The sequence below is a fragment of the Rahnella victoriana genome (assembly GCF_004330295.1).
Lineage (GTDB): Bacteria > Pseudomonadota > Gammaproteobacteria > Enterobacterales > Enterobacteriaceae > Rahnella > Rahnella victoriana.
Map to the genome: position 1 here is coordinate 72,382 of NZ_SJOJ01000014.1, position 18,739 is coordinate 91,120.

15 protein-coding genes are annotated in these 18,739 nt (G+C 51.9%); 1 reads left to right on the plus strand and 14 read right to left on the minus strand.

The genetic code is table 11. From position 1 onward, the window contains the following. Positions 1-191: 191 nt before the first annotated feature. Genes mukB through cmoM form a run of 4 tightly spaced genes read right to left on the minus strand, consistent with a single transcriptional unit; the run spans position 192 to position 7,453 of the window. Positions 192-4,640, minus strand: coding sequence for a chromosome partition protein MukB (mukB, locus tag EYY67_RS13425; protein ID WP_119822227.1), 4,449 nt, complete (start codon positions 4,638-4,640; stop codon positions 192-194). Further along, positions 4,637-5,368 (minus strand): chromosome partition protein MukE, encoded by a 732-nt coding sequence (gene mukE / locus EYY67_RS13430; RefSeq protein ID WP_095922601.1) that lies wholly within the window; start codon positions 5,366-5,368, stop codon positions 4,637-4,639. The genes mukB and mukE overlap by 4 nt, the downstream gene beginning before the upstream one ends. Beyond that, positions 5,349-6,671, minus strand: a complete 1,323-nt coding sequence (mukF, locus tag EYY67_RS13435; RefSeq protein WP_095922602.1) for a chromosome partition protein MukF — start codon at positions 6,669-6,671, stop codon at positions 5,349-5,351. Before mukF ends, mukE begins: the two co-directional genes overlap by 20 nt. Next, complete coding sequence (gene cmoM / locus EYY67_RS13440; RefSeq protein WP_131693720.1) at positions 6,668-7,453, minus strand: tRNA uridine 5-oxyacetic acid(34) methyltransferase CmoM; 786 nt, start codon at positions 7,451-7,453, stop codon at positions 6,668-6,670. The genes mukF and cmoM overlap by 4 nt, the downstream gene beginning before the upstream one ends. Positions 7,454-7,609: 156 nt before the next feature. Between cmoM and elyC the strand changes: the two genes are divergently transcribed. Beyond that, on the plus strand, positions 7,610-8,389 hold the full coding sequence (gene elyC, locus EYY67_RS13445) for an envelope biogenesis factor ElyC (RefSeq protein WP_095922604.1): 780 nt from the start codon (positions 7,610-7,612) through the stop codon (positions 8,387-8,389). 1 nt (position 8,390) lies between these two features. Here the strand turns inward: elyC and EYY67_RS13450 are convergent, their stop codons facing one another. From EYY67_RS13450 to ihfB, 10 genes are all read right to left on the minus strand, one after another. Beyond that, entirely contained in the window at positions 8,391-9,284 is an 894-nt protein-coding gene (locus EYY67_RS13450) for a YcbJ family phosphotransferase (protein ID WP_095922605.1), read from the minus strand. Between the two features lie 178 nt (positions 9,285-9,462). Further along, positions 9,463-10,221, minus strand: a complete 759-nt coding sequence (kdsB, locus tag EYY67_RS13455; RefSeq protein ID WP_131693721.1) for a 3-deoxy-manno-octulosonate cytidylyltransferase — start codon at positions 10,219-10,221, stop codon at positions 9,463-9,465. Continuing rightward, on the minus strand, positions 10,218-10,400 hold the full coding sequence (locus EYY67_RS13460) for a Trm112 family protein (RefSeq protein WP_056771818.1): 183 nt from the start codon (positions 10,398-10,400) through the stop codon (positions 10,218-10,220). Before EYY67_RS13460 ends, kdsB begins: the two co-directional genes overlap by 4 nt. 382 nt (positions 10,401-10,782) lie before the next feature. Then, positions 10,783-12,006, minus strand: a complete 1,224-nt coding sequence (locus tag EYY67_RS13465) for a winged helix-turn-helix domain-containing protein (RefSeq protein ID WP_119822225.1) — start codon at positions 12,004-12,006, stop codon at positions 10,783-10,785. Positions 12,007-12,102: 96 nt separating this feature from the next. Further along, positions 12,103-12,315, minus strand: coding sequence for a cold-shock protein (locus EYY67_RS13470; RefSeq protein WP_095922608.1), 213 nt, complete (start codon positions 12,313-12,315; stop codon positions 12,103-12,105). Positions 12,316-12,575: 260 nt separating this feature from the next. Further along, entirely contained in the window at positions 12,576-12,785 is a 210-nt protein-coding gene (gene cspE, locus EYY67_RS13475) for a transcription antiterminator/RNA stability regulator CspE (RefSeq protein ID WP_013574839.1), read from the minus strand. 350 nt (positions 12,786-13,135) lie between these two features. Further along, positions 13,136-14,125, minus strand: coding sequence for a tetraacyldisaccharide 4'-kinase (lpxK, locus tag EYY67_RS13480; protein WP_095922609.1), 990 nt, complete (start codon positions 14,123-14,125; stop codon positions 13,136-13,138). Further along, positions 14,122-15,870, minus strand: a complete 1,749-nt coding sequence (gene msbA / locus EYY67_RS13485) for a lipid A ABC transporter ATP-binding protein/permease MsbA (protein ID WP_119822223.1) — start codon at positions 15,868-15,870, stop codon at positions 14,122-14,124. Before msbA ends, lpxK begins: the two co-directional genes overlap by 4 nt. Before the next feature lie 38 nt (positions 15,871-15,908). Next, complete coding sequence (locus tag EYY67_RS13490) at positions 15,909-18,200, minus strand: ComEC family protein (RefSeq protein WP_326838840.1); 2,292 nt, start codon at positions 18,198-18,200, stop codon at positions 15,909-15,911. 225 nt (positions 18,201-18,425) lie between these two features. Then, complete coding sequence (ihfB, locus tag EYY67_RS13495; RefSeq protein WP_013574835.1) at positions 18,426-18,710, minus strand: integration host factor subunit beta; 285 nt, start codon at positions 18,708-18,710, stop codon at positions 18,426-18,428. Between the last annotated feature and the right edge of the window lie 29 nt (positions 18,711-18,739).

Below are 18,739 nucleotides of genomic sequence, written 5' to 3' on the forward strand. Positions count from 1 at the left end.
TGAGTGTTTATGTGCTGTTTTTAGACATTCGGTTATAAATTACGCAACGCCTTCGCATTGTGTTGACCGTTATTTAAATCACCAGATATTTTTTATAGAAATATAAGCAAAATGAATGGAAGAAAAATAAAAAGCCCCGGCGTTTATGCCAGGGCTTTTGAATTTCAACCGTCTGATTTATCTGCAAACCATCAGGATACGTCAGCTTCCGTATCTGCCAGTACCGGCAGTTCCGGCGCAAAGCCACGTAACCCGACCACATGCACGTGTTCATTATTACCGAACACTTTACGCACCAGTTTATAGGTCGTGCCTTTTTCAGGGCTGATGTTTTCCGGCGCCGCGATAATCAGCTGCATCTCCAGACGATCGCAAAGCTCAAACAGCGTGGCGATCGATTTGGCATCCAGACGGGCTGCTTCATCGAGGAACAGCAGACGGCAAGGCGAAATGTCTTTGCCCCGCATGCGGCTCGATTCATCTTCCCAGCTCTGTACTACCATCACCAGAATCGACATACCGGTACCGATCGCTTCACCCGTTGACAGCGCGCCACTTTCTGCACGCAACCAGCCATCGGAACCGCGGTTAACTTCCACTTCCATTTCCAGATAGTTTCGGTAGTCCAGCAGTTCTTCACCGATGGTTTGCGGTGTGCGCTGTCCCATATCAATTTGCGGATTAAGACGCTGATACAGTTTCGCCAGCGCTTCCGAGAAGGTCAGGCGGTTGCTGCTGAACAAGTCCTGATGCTGTTCCTGCTGCTCAGAAAGCACATCCAGCAGACCGGCATGCGCTTCACGCACATTCACGTTCAGACGTACGCTTTTCACCTGACCAAACGCCACTGCCTGCAGGCCCTGGTTCAGCTGACGGATACGGTTCTGCTCGCGCTGAATGGTTTTACGGATGATATTCGCCACGCTCTTGGAACTGATCGCCAGTTGTTGTTCACGGGCGGTCAGTTCTTCGGTCAGGCGTCCCAGCTCGATTTCCATCTGTTCGATAGCTTCAACCGGGTCATCAGTACGGATAATATCCTGACGGATACGCTCGCGCAGATGCTGATACACGGCGATGTAGAACTGAATTTTACGCTCAGGACGTTTCGGATCTTCCGACAAACGCAGCACGTCGCGCAGATGTTCATTATCAGATACCGCCAGACGCAGCGCACCGAGGGATTTATCCGACATGGAACGCAGTTCGTCGCCATCCATGTAAGCCAGCTCGCGACGGTGCAGACGACGTTCAACGCCGTTGTCTTTCACCAGACGCATCACCGCACACCAGCCCGCTTTCGAGGTCACTACCTGTTCGCGGCTCTGATGGTAATCACGCTCAAGTTTGCGTAATTTCTTCTGCAGGTTATCCATTTCGGCTTCGCAGAAGGTGATTTGTTTTTCCAGCTGATTGCAGCGCGCACGGTTGGTGCTGAGCGCGGTATGCAATTCGTCACGACGGGTTTTGGCGCGGGCTTCCGCGTTCGGATCAGCCTGAACGCCGATATCCTGCAATTCCTGGCTTAGCTCTTTGAGCATATCGCGCTTGGCATCGAACGAGCTTTTCAGAGACGCCAGAACCTGACTGTATTGGGTCAGTTGTGTCTGATGCTGACGCATCTGTTCACGGGCGCGGGTACGTTCCGCTTCCGCATGTTCCAGACGCTGACGCAGTTTGTCATTCAGGTCGCTGTTTTCATTCAACATACCGGCAGAGTCGGTATAGCTGAAGTGAGCACGGCGCTGAACTACTTCGGTCAGGGCGAAGGCCTGTTGCTTCGCCAGACGTTGTGCATGCTGCGCCTGTGCGTAATCTTCTTTCAGTTGCTCATGCTGTTCCGGGTCGCTTTGCAGCACCGATACCAGCGGTTCCAGTTTGCTCAGTGAGGCGCCGTGTTGCTGAATGAAACGGGCAGAATCCTGCGCCTCTTCCATTTCTTCGCGAATCTCTTCCACGCGGTCGATCAGCGTTTCGTCGCACAACAGACCCACACGCGGCTGCAATTTATTGAGCATGCCGATGGCTTCTTTCGCCTGCTCAAATTGCTGACGCTGCTGCTGATTCTGGCCTTCATGGGCATTCAGCGCACGTTCAAGTTCGCCACGACGGCCGCTCAGGGTACGAATATCCGCTTCAGGATCGGCGTCAAACGCGACGGCTAAATGGCTGCCGATAAAGCGGCTGAATGCCTGATGCGCACGCTGAATTTTCTGCACGTCAAACGACAGTGTCGCGTAACGTTCTGACAGGTTTTCGCGTTCTTTATGCAGGGTTTCCAGACGGTTTTCACGCGCCGCACGGCCAAACAAAGGCACCTGCGGGAAGTGCGAATAACGCCACTGGCGGTCACCTGTCTTGACCAGTACCGCGCCCTGCATTTCATCCACTTCAAACACATTGTCATCAAAGGACTGCGGATCCCCTTCGATGAGGTAGAGATCTTCAGGACAATCGTCCAGCCCTTCCAGCTGATCGCGGATCAGCGACAGATCAGGGACCACAATCGCGTGACGCGATGGACCGTACAGCGCAGAGAAGTAAGGCGCATCGTCGATAGTGACGTCGTCGTAAATCTCAGACAGCAGTACACCACCGAAACGTTCGGCCAGGGCAATCATGCGGGAATCTTCCGCACCACTTGGCTGGCTGAGACGGGTGATCTGCCCTTCAATACGACGTTTACGCGCAGCCACTTCGTCGCGTTCAACCGTAGTTTCGCGTTCCGTTTCCAGCAACTGCTGCATGTATTCGGTGACCTGCTGGCTGCTTTCCAGCGGTTCCTTACTCTGCTCGCTCAGCTGGCTGAGGGCTTCCTGTGCAGCCAGCCAGACCGGCGCACGGGCGGTCAGTTCGCGAATGCGCGACTGAACCTGCTCAAGCTCCTGACGCATTTCCATGCGGCGTTCACCCGCCTGAGAAACGACACCCTGCAACTCTTCGATCTGCACTTCCAGCTCACGCTGCATGTCGTCCAGATCTTCCGGATGCACATCCTGCCCGGTGCGTTTGCAGAATTCCTGCAACTGACGTTCGGCATCCTGCTGTTCACGCAGGCGGCCTTCGAGTTCGGATAAACGCATGCGCAGCGGTTCGACGCGCTCGGCCTGATGTTGCTGAGAAGACCAGTCGCGCAGCAATTCACGCGCCGTCTGCCAGGCTTCACTGCGGCTCACTTCACCGGCGATTTTCACCACCAGCTGATACGCCGTCTCAAACTGACTGTGCGCGGCAGACGCCACACTCATTTTTTGTTCCAGCATCAGCAGGATTTCAGTCGCTTCCTGCTCTTTGCTCTGGAACGTTTCCAGCCATTCCTCACTGTTCTGAATACTCAGATCCGGGATCTGGCACAGATCACGCGCACGCTCGATGGCCTGCAACGCCTGCTGGTACTGGATGGCACGCGTCTGCTGCACATCGAGCGCCTGCTGATAATCTGCCAGCTGGCTTTTCAGCTCATCCACTTCCAGTTCAGCCGCTTCCGCGCGGGCTTCATGTTCGGCATGCAGTTCGCTGGCTTCGGCAACGACTTCGTTTTGTTCTTCCAGACGGTAGGTCAGCTCTTCGAGGTCGCCTTCATAGCGCTCAATTTTTTCCTGCTGACGCATCGCGGTCTGAACCAGACTCAGGTGGTCGCTGGCAGCCTGATAATCGGTTTCCAGATCACTTTGCGAACCGCTTTGCTCGGCCAGCTCACGCGCCATTTCAACATGACGATATTGCTCACCGGACAACTGTTTGCGGCTCGACAGCAACTCATTACGCAACACCAGCGCACCATCCAGATGGATACGTCGTTCATTGGCGTGGCGCATGTAGTCAGCGGCCACGTAAGAGGTTGCTTCAGAAATCAGATGCTTGAACAGGTCACGGTCTGACTGAGTGACGCGAATCGCTTCGAGCGTCATACGGTTTTCACGCAGCGCCGCTTCCATATCCTGGAAAGCCTTACGCACACCGCTATTTTCCGGCAACAGGTAATCGCGCAGGGAACGGGTGATGGCGCTGGAAATACCACCGTACAGTGACGCTTCAATCAGACGGTAGAATTTACTGCGATCAGACGCTGAACGCAGACGACGCGGGATCACACCCAGATCGAACATCAGCGCATGGTAATCGGTAATCGAGTTGAACTGCTTGAACTGCACGCCTTCCATTGCTTCAACGCGCTCTTTCAGTTCATGCAAAGGCAACACACGCGCCTGACGTTCGCCAACGGTTTCCGTCAGCATTTCCGTCGGGTTCACTGCCACCGGCAAGCCCTGAATGGTGAACGGTTTGATGTCCACTTTACGGTCACGCCCGGCAACCTGTTGCAGACGAACGCCAACCACAATGCGCTGATGACGGGAGTTCACCACGTCCAGAACCGAGTAACAGACACCGGCACGCAATTTACCGTGCAGGCCTTTATCACGTGAACCAGAGGTCGCGCCTGCTTCCGTGGTATTACGGAAATGCAGTAAGGTCAGATCGGGGATCAGCGCCGTCACAAAAGCGGCCATGGTGGTGGATTTACCCGCCCCGTTGCCGCCGGAAAGTGTGGTGACCAGTGAGTCGAGGTCAAAAGTACGGGCGAAGAACCCGTTCCAGTTCACCAGCGTCAGTGAGCGAAATTTACCGCGTTCAATCATTCCTGTTCATCCTCTGCGCCCTCATGCCCTTGCGGCCCTGCCAGCGGCTCGCCGTCTTCACTTTCGTCGTTCAATGACAACGCACTGTCGACAGGCATCGCTTCGCCGTCGCGGATCATCCGCAACTGCGCTTCACGCGCGTCATCGCCACTGCGGACATCCGCACCAAAACGAAATACCGCTTCGGTAATACGGAATTTGCTGCTGTCGACGCCCATGAAATAGACCATACCCAGACGACGCAGACGGTTCAGCGACGTTCTGACTTTGTCCTGGAGTTTCTGACGATCCAAATCTGAACCGGTAGAACGCTGGTTGACGTATTTCAGCAATTTGCTTTCGTCTGCCAGGCTCAGTAATTCGTCGTACAATTCCTGCTGGGTAAAAATACCTTCATGCGCCAGACGTTCCGGGCTGAGATACAGATAGCAGAGAATTTTCCCGACCATCATGTCCAGCTCCGATAAGACGGAACGCGGGATAAGCGTGGTGGAACGCGGGCGAAGATAGAAGAAACCTTCCGGCGCCCGGATCAACTCCACGCTGTAGCGGCTGTAAAACAGTTCCATTTCTTCCTGATAATCCATCAGGAAAGCGTGGTTATCCAGTTCATCAATGCCGATATGACGGCCAGAACGCAGCTGGCTGTCGAGAGCAGGAAACACTGAGTTAGCCAGTGCCTGCGCCAGCTTAGCTGGCATTATGTGTTCAATATTTGTCGATGACATGGGCCTGCACCTTGGCTCCGTAATCATTGATTGCCTGCCATTCGGCATGCAACCCTGAAAAATCTGCTTCAGCCACACCGAGGCGTACCGCCTGGTCGACCACAATTCGCGCGACATCAAAATGTCGGGCACGCGGATACTGTTTGAGGTATTCGCGCATTACCATGCCCAGATTGAGCGGCGTTTTTTGTTGCTGATAGACCTGTAATGCCTGTTCAATCAATGCCGCAAGTTGTTCGCGGATTTCGTTAAATTCTTCAAATTCGAGATCAGGCGGAAGCTCGCCGGTCACTTCTTCGCTGCGCAAGGCCAGCTCTTCGTCACGCATATCCAGCAGACGATCGGCATTGGCAAACGTCAGGGTCCACGGCTGATCAAAATAGTTCTGCACCGACTGGCGTAAACGCTGGGCAAATACCCGGTTTTTATCCATGTCGATGGCAGTACGGATAAATTTATGTACATGCCGGTCATAGCCAATCCACAGGTCAATCGCCTGCTGGCCCCAGCTGGTAATACGGTCGAGTTTGCTCTGTAAATCAAAGACCAGCTTATCAACAAAGCTCAGGTCCATCTCCACCATGGTGGCATCCTGAATACGCAACAGGTGCGCCTGCAACAGGTCGCCCGCCGCTTCCAGCGTATCCTGCAATTCACGTAGCGTGCCCGACGTTTCTGACAGCAGGATTTCACAGCTGGAAATCGCCGCACGCCAGTCTTTATTAAGCAGCGCCGCGATATCATCTTTTACGCCCTGCTGCTGTTCGTCCATGATCCGCTGGGTCATGTCGATGCTGTCGAAAATTTCAGCCACAGAATATTTGAGAGGGGCGTACACATTGCGATGCCAGTGGAAATCATCACCGCCTTCGTCGGCCGCATCCGCCGCTCGCTTGAGTTCCTGCGCCACGATCGACAGCTGCATAGACAAGCGCAACGTGGAGAATTCACGCTGACGGATATAATAATCTGAAATGCCGATCGCCAGAGGCGTCAGGCGATAGATAGCATTGCCGTCGGCCAGCTCACTGACAAAACGGTTGAGCAAACGCTGACGCACCATGTCATTGATGGCGTTGTTGGCACGTACGGTGATGGTCTCATTGGTTTGCTCGAAACCCTTGCTGACGTGACGAAACGCATCGACCAGCTCACCCTCACTCATTTCCCCGTCAAGGCGCTCGCTGTTTAACGTGGCAATCGCCAGAAGAAAAGCCAGCCGCTCCGTTGGCAGCGAAATTGAGAAATCATTTTTCCGTGCCCAGGCGACCAGTTCGGGTACAGTCTGGGAAAATTCACTCATAATTCGTCCTTCAGAATGGGTTTGTGCGCCATTACATGGATGTAACGTCCCAAACTAACAAAAGGTTCCTGACGGCAATAACGCTGTTCCAGCGCCAGAAGCTCATCAAAATCCTGTTTATGTTGTTGTCTGTTTCGCAAATAATCGTGGAACACTCTAACACCGGTTTTGCCGCTGATCTGCATCCCCAACTGTTCCAGCCACTGATAAACCTTTGCCGGTTCCAGCGGATGATCGGGTAACAGGGAGCTTTTTTTGATTTTAGGCACACCTGCCTCGACATGAGCAAAATTGCCGAGGATCATATGCCGCATGACCAGACCGTGGATATTGTAAAACATCAGCGATATTGCGCCACCGGGGGCCAGACAATCGACCAGCGCGGCCAGTGCCTGCTGAGGCTCGGCCAGCCATTCAATGACCGCATGGAACAATATCAGATCAACCGGCTGTTCCAAATGTTCGGCGATATGCTGAGCGGGACATTGTACAAATTGCATGTTGTCGCTCACACCTTTTTCCCGCGCGGCCGCTTCGGCGCGCCGGATCATCTCACCGGAGAGATCACACAACAAGACCTTATGTCCTAAAGCGGCCAGTTCACAGGCCATTTGCCCCTCACCGCCGCCCGCATCAAGAATACGAAGTGGCCGCTGTGGCAACATCTGGAGCAAATCATGCAGATCCTGACCCAGCACCGCCTGACGGATACGTCCCTTGGTGGTGCCGTAGATATTGCGCGAAAATTTTTCGGCGATATCGTCGAAATTACGATCCTGCATGAAGTGAACCCTGTTTCTGAAAACAATTTGTCTGATGATGTCTCTGCGGCGATGCCGTGTGAAGTGCTATTTTGGCACAGGCTGGCTTAGAATAAATCATCCTGACTCGGATTCACGCCCGGATGTCGTTTTTTCACTCAAAAGGACCCGTTTTTGATGTTATTTATCCTAAAAAAGACACTCGGCGGGCTGTTATTACCTCTGCCTTTTATTTTGCTTATGATGGCGGTTGCGCTGGTGTTGTTGTGGATGACCCGCTGGCAAAAAACCGGAAAAGTGTTTTTTTCACTGAGTTGGCTGCTTCTGTTGCTGCTCAGCCTGCAACCGGTGGCTGATAAGCTGCTGCGCCCCATTGAATCGGTCTACCCCACTTACCAGACTCAGGGCCATACGCCGGTAAAATATGTCGTGGTGCTGGGTGGCGGTTACACCTATAACCCGGCCTGGGCACCGAGTTCTAATCTGATCAGCAACAGTCTTCCGCGCGTGACGGAAGGGATCCGTATTTATCGCGCAAATCCGGGCGCTAAAATGGTCTTTACCGGTGCGCAGGCCATGAGCAACCCGATGAGCAGTGCGGCAGTGGCGGGAAAGGTGGCAATCAGTTTAGGCGTGCCTGAGAGCGATATTATTTTGCTCGATAAACCGAAGGACACCCATCAGGAAGCCTTGCAGGTTAAAGCGATGATGGGAGAACAACCCTTTGCGCTGGTGACCTCCGCAAACCATCTGCCGCGCGCAATCATCTTCTTCCGCCAACTGGGCCTGAACCCGATTCCGGCACCGGCCAATCAGCTGGCAATAGATTCCCCGCTCAATCCGTGGGAAAAAGCCTTACCTCAGGCGTTGTTCCTCTCTCACAGTGAACGGGCATGGTATGAAACGCTGGGGCGGATATGGCAATGGATAACCCTTCCCGCGCCTGAAGTCAGATAACTCAGTTAAGCCACGGCAGCAACTGTTGCCGTGCAAAATCGAACTGCCTGCGGTCCAGTTTTCCGGTATGGATCATGTGGGCGACGGATTCCCACACCAGATATAACCAGCGGCGGGCAAGGAAGCTTTCTGAAACCGGTGCTTTTTGCAGATAGCTGAACAGCAGCTGCTCACTCATCCCTTTTTCCCACAGCCTGAAGAGGTCAAATTCGCGGGGAGCCCATAACACGGTGCCGGGATTGATCATCGCCAGCAGTTGATCACTGCGCGGATCTTTGAGCATGCCGCGTAATGACACATTACCGTGAACCAGCACCGGCGTATCGTCGAATCCCTCAAACAATGCCGGTATGCACGCCCGCGAGCGGAACAGAAGCGTGCGGTCCTCCGGTGTGAGTTCAGGAGCCTGGAGATTAGACAGCGTCGCCCACAGCACTTCGACGCGCTGCGGATACCAGTTTTCCCAGCGATTTTCCTGCGTGCTGTCGACCGAGCCAACGCATCCGTGGCTGTCAATCCGGTGCCATGCCAGCATCGCCTCAACGATCTGTTCCTGCAGGATTAGCCAGCGTTCAGGCGTTCTTGTCGGGGCTTCCGCCGAAACACCGCGCAGGCGTTCGATCAGCAAAATTTCCTGATAGGGTTTCTGATGGGTCGTGACCATACCGTACACTGTCGGCACCCGCACCACGCCTTCCCGCGCCAGCATCGAGAGCTTATACGCCTCCTGCCCCGCAATCCCCTGACAGACAAAACTTTTCGCCAGCAAAGGCATGGCATAGCCCTGCTCATCATATAAAGAAAAAAGATGGGCATAAGGCTGCTCACTGACGCATTCAAGGCGGGAGAGACGTTCGCCTAATACAATACTGAGTTCGGCTTTTAGCTGTTCCATAACGTGTTCGCAGTGACGAAAAAGTAACGTTTATGATGAAAGCTTCAGCGAAGGATTACCCCGTTTCAGATCAAATAAAACCGGATAATTGGGGCAGAAAAAGGAAGGCATCGCGCAAAACAAAGAGACCACTAAAAATAAACGGAATGCCGGGACATTCCGTTCGGATGACGTTCAGTCAGGCACGTTTATGCCCCAGGATCGCGCGCACACGTTCCAAATCCTCTGGCGTATCAACGCCCACCGAAGGAATCGCTTTCGCGACATCAACATGGATTTTTTCACCGTACCACAGCACCCGGAGTTGTTCGAGCAGTTCGATATGCTCCAGCTTGCTCGGCTCCCACTTAACGTACTGACGGATAAAACCTGCACGATAAGCGTAAATACCGATATGACGAAGGAAGGTATCGCCGATGGTATCTTTTGACACCGCGAAACGTTCACGCTCCCAGGGGATCGCCGCCCGTGAAAAGTACATGGCGTAGCCTCTGGCATCCCGCACCACTTTCACCGCGTTAGGGTTGAACGCTTCTTCTGCCGATTCAATCGGCACGGCCAGTGTTGCCATCCCGGCTTCGCTGTTTGCCAGATTTTCTGCAACCTGACGGACAATCACCGGCGGGATCAAAGGCTCATCGCCCTGCACATTCACGATAATTTCGTCATCGGCGAACTGACACAATTCGATGACTTCCGCGAGGCGCTCAGTACCTGACTGGTGATCAGGCCGGGTCAGACAGACCTCGCCACCTGCGGCTTCCACCGCCTTCACGACATCAGGATGATCGGTTGCGACTATCACGCGTTTTGCACCGGATTCAAGAGCACGTTCCATGACATGCACAACCATCGGCTTGCCGTTGATTTCTGCCAGAGGTTTACCCGGCAGACGGCTCGAGCCATAGCGGGCAGGAATAATGGCGATAAAACTCATGGATGTGTCTCGTCAACAGAAAGCGGGCGTGCCTCGTTTTCTAATAAAACAGGGATCCCGTCACGGACCGGATAAGCCAGACTGTCAGCCTTACACACCAGTTCCTGCGACTCTTTATTAAAGTAAAGCTTCCCGTTACATACAGGGCACGCAACGATTTCAAGTAAACGATGATCCATAAATTCCTCCCGGAAGCGAATACGCCCATTTTCAGCATGGCGTGACGCAAAAAAGCATTGGAAACATAAGATAGCGGTTCCAGAGAATAGCATAACGCCCCGCCCGGGGTTAATCCTCACATCACTCTCTGAGAAGGGCCGCTTAAAGTTACAGCGATGTGAATAAAAAATTTCACTGAAGGGTGATTGCGTTGCAGATTGAGTGGGAGTACAATTTTTTTGTGATGAACATCACACTATCAACTTCAGACAAGAGCACGAAAAATGAAAACCATTAACAAAATCATCGCAATGTTCGCTAACTTCAGCCACTAATGCTGAGTCACACCTGCAATCATCGTGAAATAACGGCTGCCTGATGCAGCCGTTTTATTTTGCGGTATCAAAGCTGCCAGCCCGTACCCCACATCTTTCTCAGAGCCTCAGGCAACTGCCCGCTCATAACCTTCTCCGCACCCTGCCATTGCGCAAAACGACTTATCGCTCCCTGAATATCCCGCGCATGCCGTGATGTCACTGCCACACCCGGTTCAAGATGCAGGCTTTTGAGTTCCAGTATCTTTTCCTTACGATGCATTTTTGCATCCAGCCGGCCAATCAGTTCACCGCGTTGTAAGACCGGTAGCGTGAAATAGCCGTATTGCCGCTTTGCTTCCGGCGTATAACATTCGATGCGGTAATCAAAATTAAACAACGTTGAGGCACGCTTTCGGTCCCAGACGACGGGGTCAAAAGGAGAAAGCAGTGTGGTGACCGTAGAGCGGATCCCGGAATCAATGGCCTGTTGCAGTAAGGAGTACTGCCGGGAATGCACATAATAAACTCCGTCCAGACCGGATACCTCTACCGGCGTAATTTCGTCATCAGACAGCAACTGAGCGATCACGGCTTTGGTGTTGATCCGCTTGAGCCGGTAGTAATCCGCCAGCCACTCCGGTTTGAAAATACCCAGATATTGCGCAGACTGGCGCAGCATCTGGTATTCCGCAGCCGCCTGTTCTAAGGTCTGGCTGGCATCGTCCCAGCCGGGCATCACGCGTTCTGTCAGGTCATATACGCGGTGAAAATTTCGCCGCTCAGACACCATCAGTTTTCCTGCGGTGAACAGCGTTTCCAGATGCTTTTTATGCGGTTTCCAGTCCCACCAGCCGCTGTTAGATTTTTTTTCTGCACTGAAATCAGCGGAACGCACCGGACCGTTTTCTGCAATATGGCCAAGAAGCGCCTGAATATCTGTCTGATGTTCATCAAACCAGGCCTGAGAAAATTTCCATCCCATGCCCTGCGGATTTAACATCCGGTGGCGCAGCAGACCGTAATCCTCAGCAGGAATAAAACAGGCTTCATGCGCCCAGTATTCGAAAATATTGCCAGCGGACAGCGCATCTTCAAGCCACTGCGGCGGATAATTGCCGAGACGGCTGAACAACACCAGATAAGGGCTGCGGGCGACGACGCTGATTGTATCGATTTGCAGTAATCCCATATCGCGGATGGCCTGTACGACATCAGATGCCACAGGTTTTCGGGTGACGGGCTTGAGAAGGTGTTGCGCAGATAAATGCAGGGTGCGGGCTGAAGCGAGAGATATAACCGGGTGAGACATATCGGTATCCGAGGCAGCTAATTAACTGTGGATACCGATAGCATATTTTTACCGGAGCGTAAAATTCAGCTCAACGGCGAACAACAAAAATCAGACTCAGAACGCAATCACATCAGCCGCTGAAGGGCCATGCGCAACACTGCGGTAAGTCGTGAATTCGACTTTCTGACCGGCACTCAGAGATTTATTACCCGTATTTGCAATGGAAGTGCGCTGAACATAAATTTCAGAAGAACCATCGAGCGGACAAATAAAACCATAGCCTTTAGCCTGATTGTACCATTTAACTAAACCCATTTTTAACATCATAATTTCTATCCTTTCTTTTGGGCATCCATGAACACACTTTTTTATTATTGTTCGGATGCGTTTGCCCATTTCTAAGTTATTTTTTTATAAAAAACCTCTAATGAGCGATTTTGTTTTAAAGATTATTTTTACAAATTTCGCGACATTTTATTCACGTCGCTTTACCTTTTCAGGTATGAAAAACCCGCCATCCGGCGGGTTTTACTCTGCTGATATGATTAGCAATTAACGCTTACTCATATCATCACGTCAGCCTCTTCTCAGAGTGCAATAACGTTAGCAGCAGCAGGACCGCGCGGGCTATCCTGAATGGTGTATTCTACACGCTGACCTTCGGCCAGAGTTTTGAAACCATCGGTCGCGATTGCAGAAAAATGTACGAATACATCTTTACCGCCATCAGCTTGCTCAATAAAACCAAAACCTTTGCTTTCATTGAACCACTTAACCTGACCATTTTTCTTAGACATATTTAAAACCTTTTTACGAAATATAAAATCCTGCCATTCGGCAATGTGAGCCAATAGTTCAGACAATTACTTATGGGGAGGACTTAGAAGGTTCGTCTTGGAAGCGGAATCATCGGGAAAGAGATAACGTCTGGGAGGAACTGCTTTACTCTACACTCATACATAAATAGCGCTGCAACACAGGCTGCACGCATTTACTCATAAGCGCAGACCATTAGCAAGCCATGTTACTTCATTATTCCGCAAATAAATGTGAATCGTAAATATAATCCTTTAAAATCAGAGAGCTTCAGGATTTAAATTTACGTAAATTTTTATGAGAACCGCTCATTTCATGAGTTTTTTAGCATTCAGCGGGTCTTTTGCAAAATAAGGTCAGTTATTTTTTGCAGTAATTTTTCAGCCAGAACGCCCGAAATTTTTGCGTCGACCGGTAAATACCACCAGTCCGGTTGAGCAAAAGCACGGCATTTCACCGCATCTTTTTCCGTCATCAGCAGGGATTGATCCGCCTGCAGAATGCCGGAAAGTTGTTCTGGGGAGTATGACTGATGATCTGAAAACGCGACTTCATGTTGCAGCGTCAGGCCGAGCTGTTTCAGCGTGGCAAAGAAACGAGGTGGATGCCCGATCCCGGCCATAGCCACCACATTTCGTAACGATGCGGCATCGCGCTGTTCACCCGTCTTCAGGTTTATCGCCTTGCCGGGTTGCAGGGTCATGGCCAGTTCACCTGCGTGAGGAACGCCGCCATTGGTAATCACCGCATCGACGGAACGCAAACGGGACTCCCGTTCACGCATCGGGCCAGCGGGTAGCCAGTGACCATTACCAAAACGGCGAATACCGTCGACGACCACAATTTCTATATCACGGCTGAGGGCGTAATGCTGCAAGCCATCATCAGTGATAATCACATCCAGTTCGTGAGCCGCGAGCAGTGCCTTTACCGCGTCTGAACGCACGGGAGAGACCGCAACCGGTGCGGCCGTTCTCTGAAATATCAGCACAGGCTCGTCACCCGCCTGCGTGGTTGGCGTCGCCTCCGTCAGTAATAACGGATAGTGCTCAGCCTTACCACCATAACCGCGTGAAACCACGCCAACCCGAAAACCATGCTGCTGAAGTGTTTCAACCAGCCAGATCACCACCGGCGTTTTACCATTACCCCCGGCAGTCAGATTTCCGACCACCACGACGGGCACTGAAGCCCGCCAGCTTTTTTTAAGCCCCGCTTTGTAGCTGTAACGGATCACAGACGAGACTAACCCGTACAGCCACGAAAGAGGCAGGAGTAACAGATAAAGCGGTGACTTGCCTGACCAGATGCGCTCAATCATTGGCCAAACTGCATCCGGTATAGCTGCGAGTAAACACCACGCTCTTCAAGCAAATCAGCATGTGAACCACGTTCAACGACACGACCATCTTCTATAACCAGAATTTCATCGGCTTTTTCGATGGTCGACAAGCGGTGCGCAATCACCAACGAGGTACGGTTTTTCTGCAATTCATCCAGCGCTGCCTGAATGGCACGCTCAGATTCGGTATCAAGTGCAGAGGTCGCTTCATCAAGGATCAGGACCGGCGAATCACGCAGTAAGGCACGAGCAATCGCAATACGCTGACGCTGACCGCCTGAAAGCAGTACGCCGTTCTCACCAATAACCGTATCCAGTCCTTTATCCATCTTGCTGATAAAGTCCATGGCGTAAGCCATAGTCGCTGCTTTTTCGATCTCTTCGCGGGAGTATATATCGGTACGCGCATAAGCGATGTTGTTGGCAATGGTGTCGTTGAACAGGTGAACGTTTTGAGAAACCAGCGCCACCTGATTACGCAGTGATGACAGCGTGTATTCACGCAGATCATGACCATCCATCAGAATAGAGCCTTCCTGGATGTCATAGAAACGCGTCAGCAGGTTCGCAATGGTCGATTTTCCTGAGCCGGAACGACCGACCAGGGCCACCGTTTTGCCTTCTGGCAGGCTGAAGGAAATATCGCGCAGAGCCGGAATATCACGCCCGGGATAAGTGAAGGTCACATTTTTGAACTCGACATCCCCTTTCACGCGTTTGACTTCCAGTTTCCCTTCGTCTTTTTCCTGTTCCATATCCAGAATGGAGAACAGTGTCTGGCAAGCTGCCATCCCGCGCTGGAACTGGGAGTTGACGTTAGTCAGGGATTTCAGCGGACGCATCAGGGCAATCATCGATGAGAACACCACGGTGATGGTACCCGCGCTGAGCGTTTCCATGACGGACGGGAAGCTCGCTGCATACAATACGAATGCCAGCGCCAGAGAGGCAATAAGCTGAATGATCGGGTCTGAAATTGAAGAAGCCGAAACCATACGCATACCTTGCTGGCGCATGCGGTTACTGACTTTATCAAAACGCGCGGTTTCCACTTTCTGACCGCCGAAGATCAGTACTTCTTTATGACCTTTCAGCATCTGCTCGGCGCTGGTGGTAACCTGCCCCATGGTGTTTTGCATTGTCTTACTGATGTTACGGAAGCGTTTTGACACGACACGGATAACAACAGACACAATTGGCGCAATCACAATCAGGATCACCGAAAGCTGCCAGCTGTAATAGAACATCATGACAAACAGACCGATGATGGACGCACCTTCACGCACTACCGTCACCAGCGCGCTGGAAGACGAAGACGCCACCTGCTCTGAATCATAGGTGATACGGGAAAGTAAGGTACCGGTAGACTGCTGATCAAAAAATGCGACAGGCATTCTCATCATGTGACCAAACAGGCGACGACGCATATGCATCACCACTTTGCCCGAAACCCACGAAATACAGTAACTGGATATATAGCCACTGACACCACGTACGATCATCAGACCGATAACGACCAGAGGCATCCACAGTAAAATTGAGCGGTCAGCTTTACCAAAACCATCATCCAGCAACGGTTTCAGCAAAGACAGCATGAAAGTGTCACTGGCGGCGTTAGCGACCAGCGCGATTGCCGCAGCGATCAGCCCGGCTTTAAAAGGTGTGATCATCGGCCACAGGCGACGGAATGTCTGCCACGTAGAGAGATCTTTATCGTTCATCATGCAATATCAACCAGCATCGAAAGAAATAGCGGTCTATTCTACTCATTATCTTCCGATACTCCAAACCGGTGGTGATACCAGCGGGGGATTAATTGCTCGCGTAAGCCTTTAATTGTCCAATAATCGTCATAAATGAAGAGAATAAGCTGACCCGAACGGGACGTTGAACGCCAGTCATAGCGTGCTTTGTTGTATCTGCTAACAACTTTATCAGCCGGAAGACGCCATTTATTAAAGCGGGATGCGGAAGCCAGTGCGATAACCGGCTTAACGGCGCGCAGAAAAGGCGGCGTTGACGAGGTATTACTGCCGTGATGAGGAACCTGAAGCACCGTGGCCTGTAGCTCACTCCGCCATTTCCTGACTAATGCTTTTTCGGTTTCAGCCTCAATATCACCGGTCAGAAGCAAACTGAATGTTCCGTCATCAATGCGGATCACGCAGCTGTCATTATTTCCGACATCCGCTGACATCTTCTCTGGCCATAAGACTTTGAAAGCCAGCCCCTGCCAGTGCCATTGCTCACCCGCCTTACATTTCAGATGATGCTGACCGGACAACGCACTTTCACGTACACTGGCGGCAGGGAACCGGTTTTGTAACAGAGGCAATCCGCCACGATGATCCATATCATCATGACTGATAATGATCAGTTCTGGCTGAATATTCTTCCAGTTTAGGAAAGGGATGATATTTTGCTCAGCGGCGGAACTCCCTTCCCAGCGGTTGCCGGTATCGTAAAGGATCCCCCTGCCGTTTTTACTGATAAGAACAGACAAACCGTGGCCGACATCAATCATATCCACCCGCCAGCGCTCTTCCGGGTTCCTGTTCAGCCAGACGAATGAGATCGCAAAGATCGACAGCAGGAGTGAAACGCAATATCTCCACGGGCAAATCCGCCAGCACAGAAGCATTATCCACCCTGTCAGGCTTGCGACCAGAAATGATTCGCCTAGCGGGATCCAGCCATCCGGTAATGCTTTGACTCCCCACAGCGCCAGCCTTAACGTCGCGTCCGCCAGTTGCCAGAGCAGTGTTTGCGCATTATCCATTAGCACGGATGGCATCAGGTTCATCAGTAAGGCCAGCAATACCAGCGGAACGGTGACCAGCGAAACTACCGGTACTGCCCACATATTTGCCGGAAAGGAAAAAAGGTTTATGCCATGAAAGATCCACACCTGTAAGGGTAACAGGAGAAGTGTCATCCCCAGTTGCAGATGCGCCCAGCGTAACAGCGCCCAATATCTTGCTTGCTGAAACATGGCAGGAAGCGGTGCCCACTGGAACCAGAAAATCAGTGTTCCCACCGCGAAGCATGACAACCAGAAGCTGTCGGATAATAAATTCATCGGGTCAGCGAGAAGAAGAACAGAAACCACCCAAAGCCATATCTGCCACGGATGACAACGGATACGGAAAAGGCGCAATAAAATCCACAAGGATACTGCTAACGCTGCACGTATGGCGGGTGCGTTGCCCCCTGAAAGCCAGGTGTAAACCAGTAAAAATACCGCGCTTACCCATAGCGGAAAACGATAATCGATTAACTTTACCGGCATAAAATATTGTATTCCGCGTGCCAGCCACCATCCGAACAGCGCCGCAATGCCAATATGTAAGCCTGAGATCGCCACCAGATGTGCGATGCCTGAGTGCTGCAACAGCAACTTATCCGCATCCCGGATTAATCCTTTTTCGCCAAACGCCAGTGCGACCAGAATGGCCGTATTTTCCATTGGCGGCATTTTCAGCTGCACTCGTTGAATAAACTGCTGGCGAAGCGAACTTTGCGCCGACAACCTCTGACTACGACGAACAGTGGCTGTCAGCGGGGCATGCTGAGCCAGCGCCCAGCGCTGGGCATCAAATCCGCCTTCATTCAGCAAGCTGTGAACAGGCCGCAAACTAACGGTCATATCCCAGCGCTGACCGGCCAAAAGTGCTTCTCCTCCCGCGTCCCATTTCGTACGGAACATGACCGGTGGAAATACCCTTTTGCCGTCCACTTTTTCAATTTTGAAGAACACTGACGACGTACGGGTGTTTCCGAGATGAGTACTCTCTGCCACCGCAATAACATGGCGCGGGGTACCCTGAAGTGCTGAGATCTGGCGCAGTTGAATGCTGCCCTGAACTGCGGCCCAGCTGAAACTCAGCAGGCAGATAGCCAGCAAGCTGAACAGTTTGTGATGACATCTGACGCAATACCCGGCAGCAATACACAGCATGATCATCTGAAGAGAGGAAGGAAGTTGCGGGAGAAGGAGCAGCGGCATCATGCCGGCTATCACAGCTAAAGAAGCCTCATCCAGTGAGATTTTGATGTTTTACTCCTTTCACATTTATCGGACATATGTTCGTGGCGGAGTATGATTTTCACGCAAGGCAGGGGCAAGCAGGAGAGCAAAAGGCTGCGAGACATTACGCAAACTTTTTGTTTTCAGAACAGAAGTGGGGGGAATTCTTAGATTATGAGGCAAAAAAAACGGCACCCAATGGGTACCGTTTTACGTTCGCTATAGGCAGACATTTACGTTCAGGCGAAAACCTTAACCGTAAATATTCGCGCGATCGCGCAGCTCTTTACCTGGCTTAAAGTGAGGAACGTACTTGCCGTCCAGCTCAACTTTATCGCCCGTTTTAGGGTTGCGCCCAACACGCGGAGCACGGTAGTGAAGAGAAAAACTGCCAAACCCACGGATTTCGATGCGTTCACCATCAGCCAAGGTTGCAGCCATATGCTCAAGCATCTCTTTCACTGCATCCTCAACAGCTTTCGCCGGGATATGAGAGTGCTGGCCAGCAAGTCTTTCAATAAGTTCAGACTTGGTCATAGTACCTCCAAGCTTTGCAGCTAAACTAC

What these genes read in the sequence shown, in the direction of transcription:
- kdsB (WP_131693721.1), bottom strand. Translation starts at nt 10,221, where the DNA reads ATGAGTTTTATCGCCATTATTCCTGCCCGCTATGGCTCGAGCCGTCTG.
- EYY67_RS13465 (WP_119822225.1), bottom strand. Translation starts at nt 12,006, where the DNA reads ATGTCTCACCCGGTTATATCTCTCGCTTCAGCCCGCACCCTGCATTTA.
- msbA (WP_119822223.1), bottom strand. Translation starts at nt 15,870, where the DNA reads ATGATGAACGATAAAGATCTCTCTACGTGGCAGACATTCCGTCGCCTG.
- elyC (WP_095922604.1), top strand. Translation starts at nt 7,610, where the DNA reads ATGTTATTTATCCTAAAAAAGACACTCGGCGGGCTGTTATTACCTCTG.
- lpxK (WP_095922609.1), bottom strand. Translation starts at nt 14,125, where the DNA reads ATGATTGAGCGCATCTGGTCAGGCAAGTCACCGCTTTATCTGTTACTC.
- mukE (WP_095922601.1), bottom strand. Translation starts at nt 5,368, where the DNA reads ATGTCATCGACAAATATTGAACACATAATGCCAGCTAAGCTGGCGCAG.
- EYY67_RS13450 (WP_095922605.1), bottom strand. Translation starts at nt 9,284, where the DNA reads ATGGAACAGCTAAAAGCCGAACTCAGTATTGTATTAGGCGAACGTCTC.
- ihfB (WP_013574835.1), bottom strand. Translation starts at nt 18,710, where the DNA reads ATGACCAAGTCTGAACTTATTGAAAGACTTGCTGGCCAGCACTCTCAT.
- mukF (WP_095922602.1), bottom strand. Translation starts at nt 6,671, where the DNA reads ATGAGTGAATTTTCCCAGACTGTACCCGAACTGGTCGCCTGGGCACGG.
- cmoM (WP_131693720.1), bottom strand. Translation starts at nt 7,453, where the DNA reads ATGCAGGATCGTAATTTCGACGATATCGCCGAAAAATTTTCGCGCAAT.
- EYY67_RS13470 (WP_095922608.1), bottom strand. Translation starts at nt 12,315, where the DNA reads ATGATGTTAAAAATGGGTTTAGTTAAATGGTACAATCAGGCTAAAGGC.
- EYY67_RS13460 (WP_056771818.1), bottom strand. Translation starts at nt 10,400, where the DNA reads ATGGATCATCGTTTACTTGAAATCGTTGCGTGCCCTGTATGTAACGGG.
- cspE (WP_013574839.1), bottom strand. Translation starts at nt 12,785, where the DNA reads ATGTCTAAGAAAAATGGTCAGGTTAAGTGGTTCAATGAAAGCAAAGGT.
- mukB (WP_119822227.1), bottom strand. Translation starts at nt 4,640, where the DNA reads ATGATTGAACGCGGTAAATTTCGCTCACTGACGCTGGTGAACTGGAAC.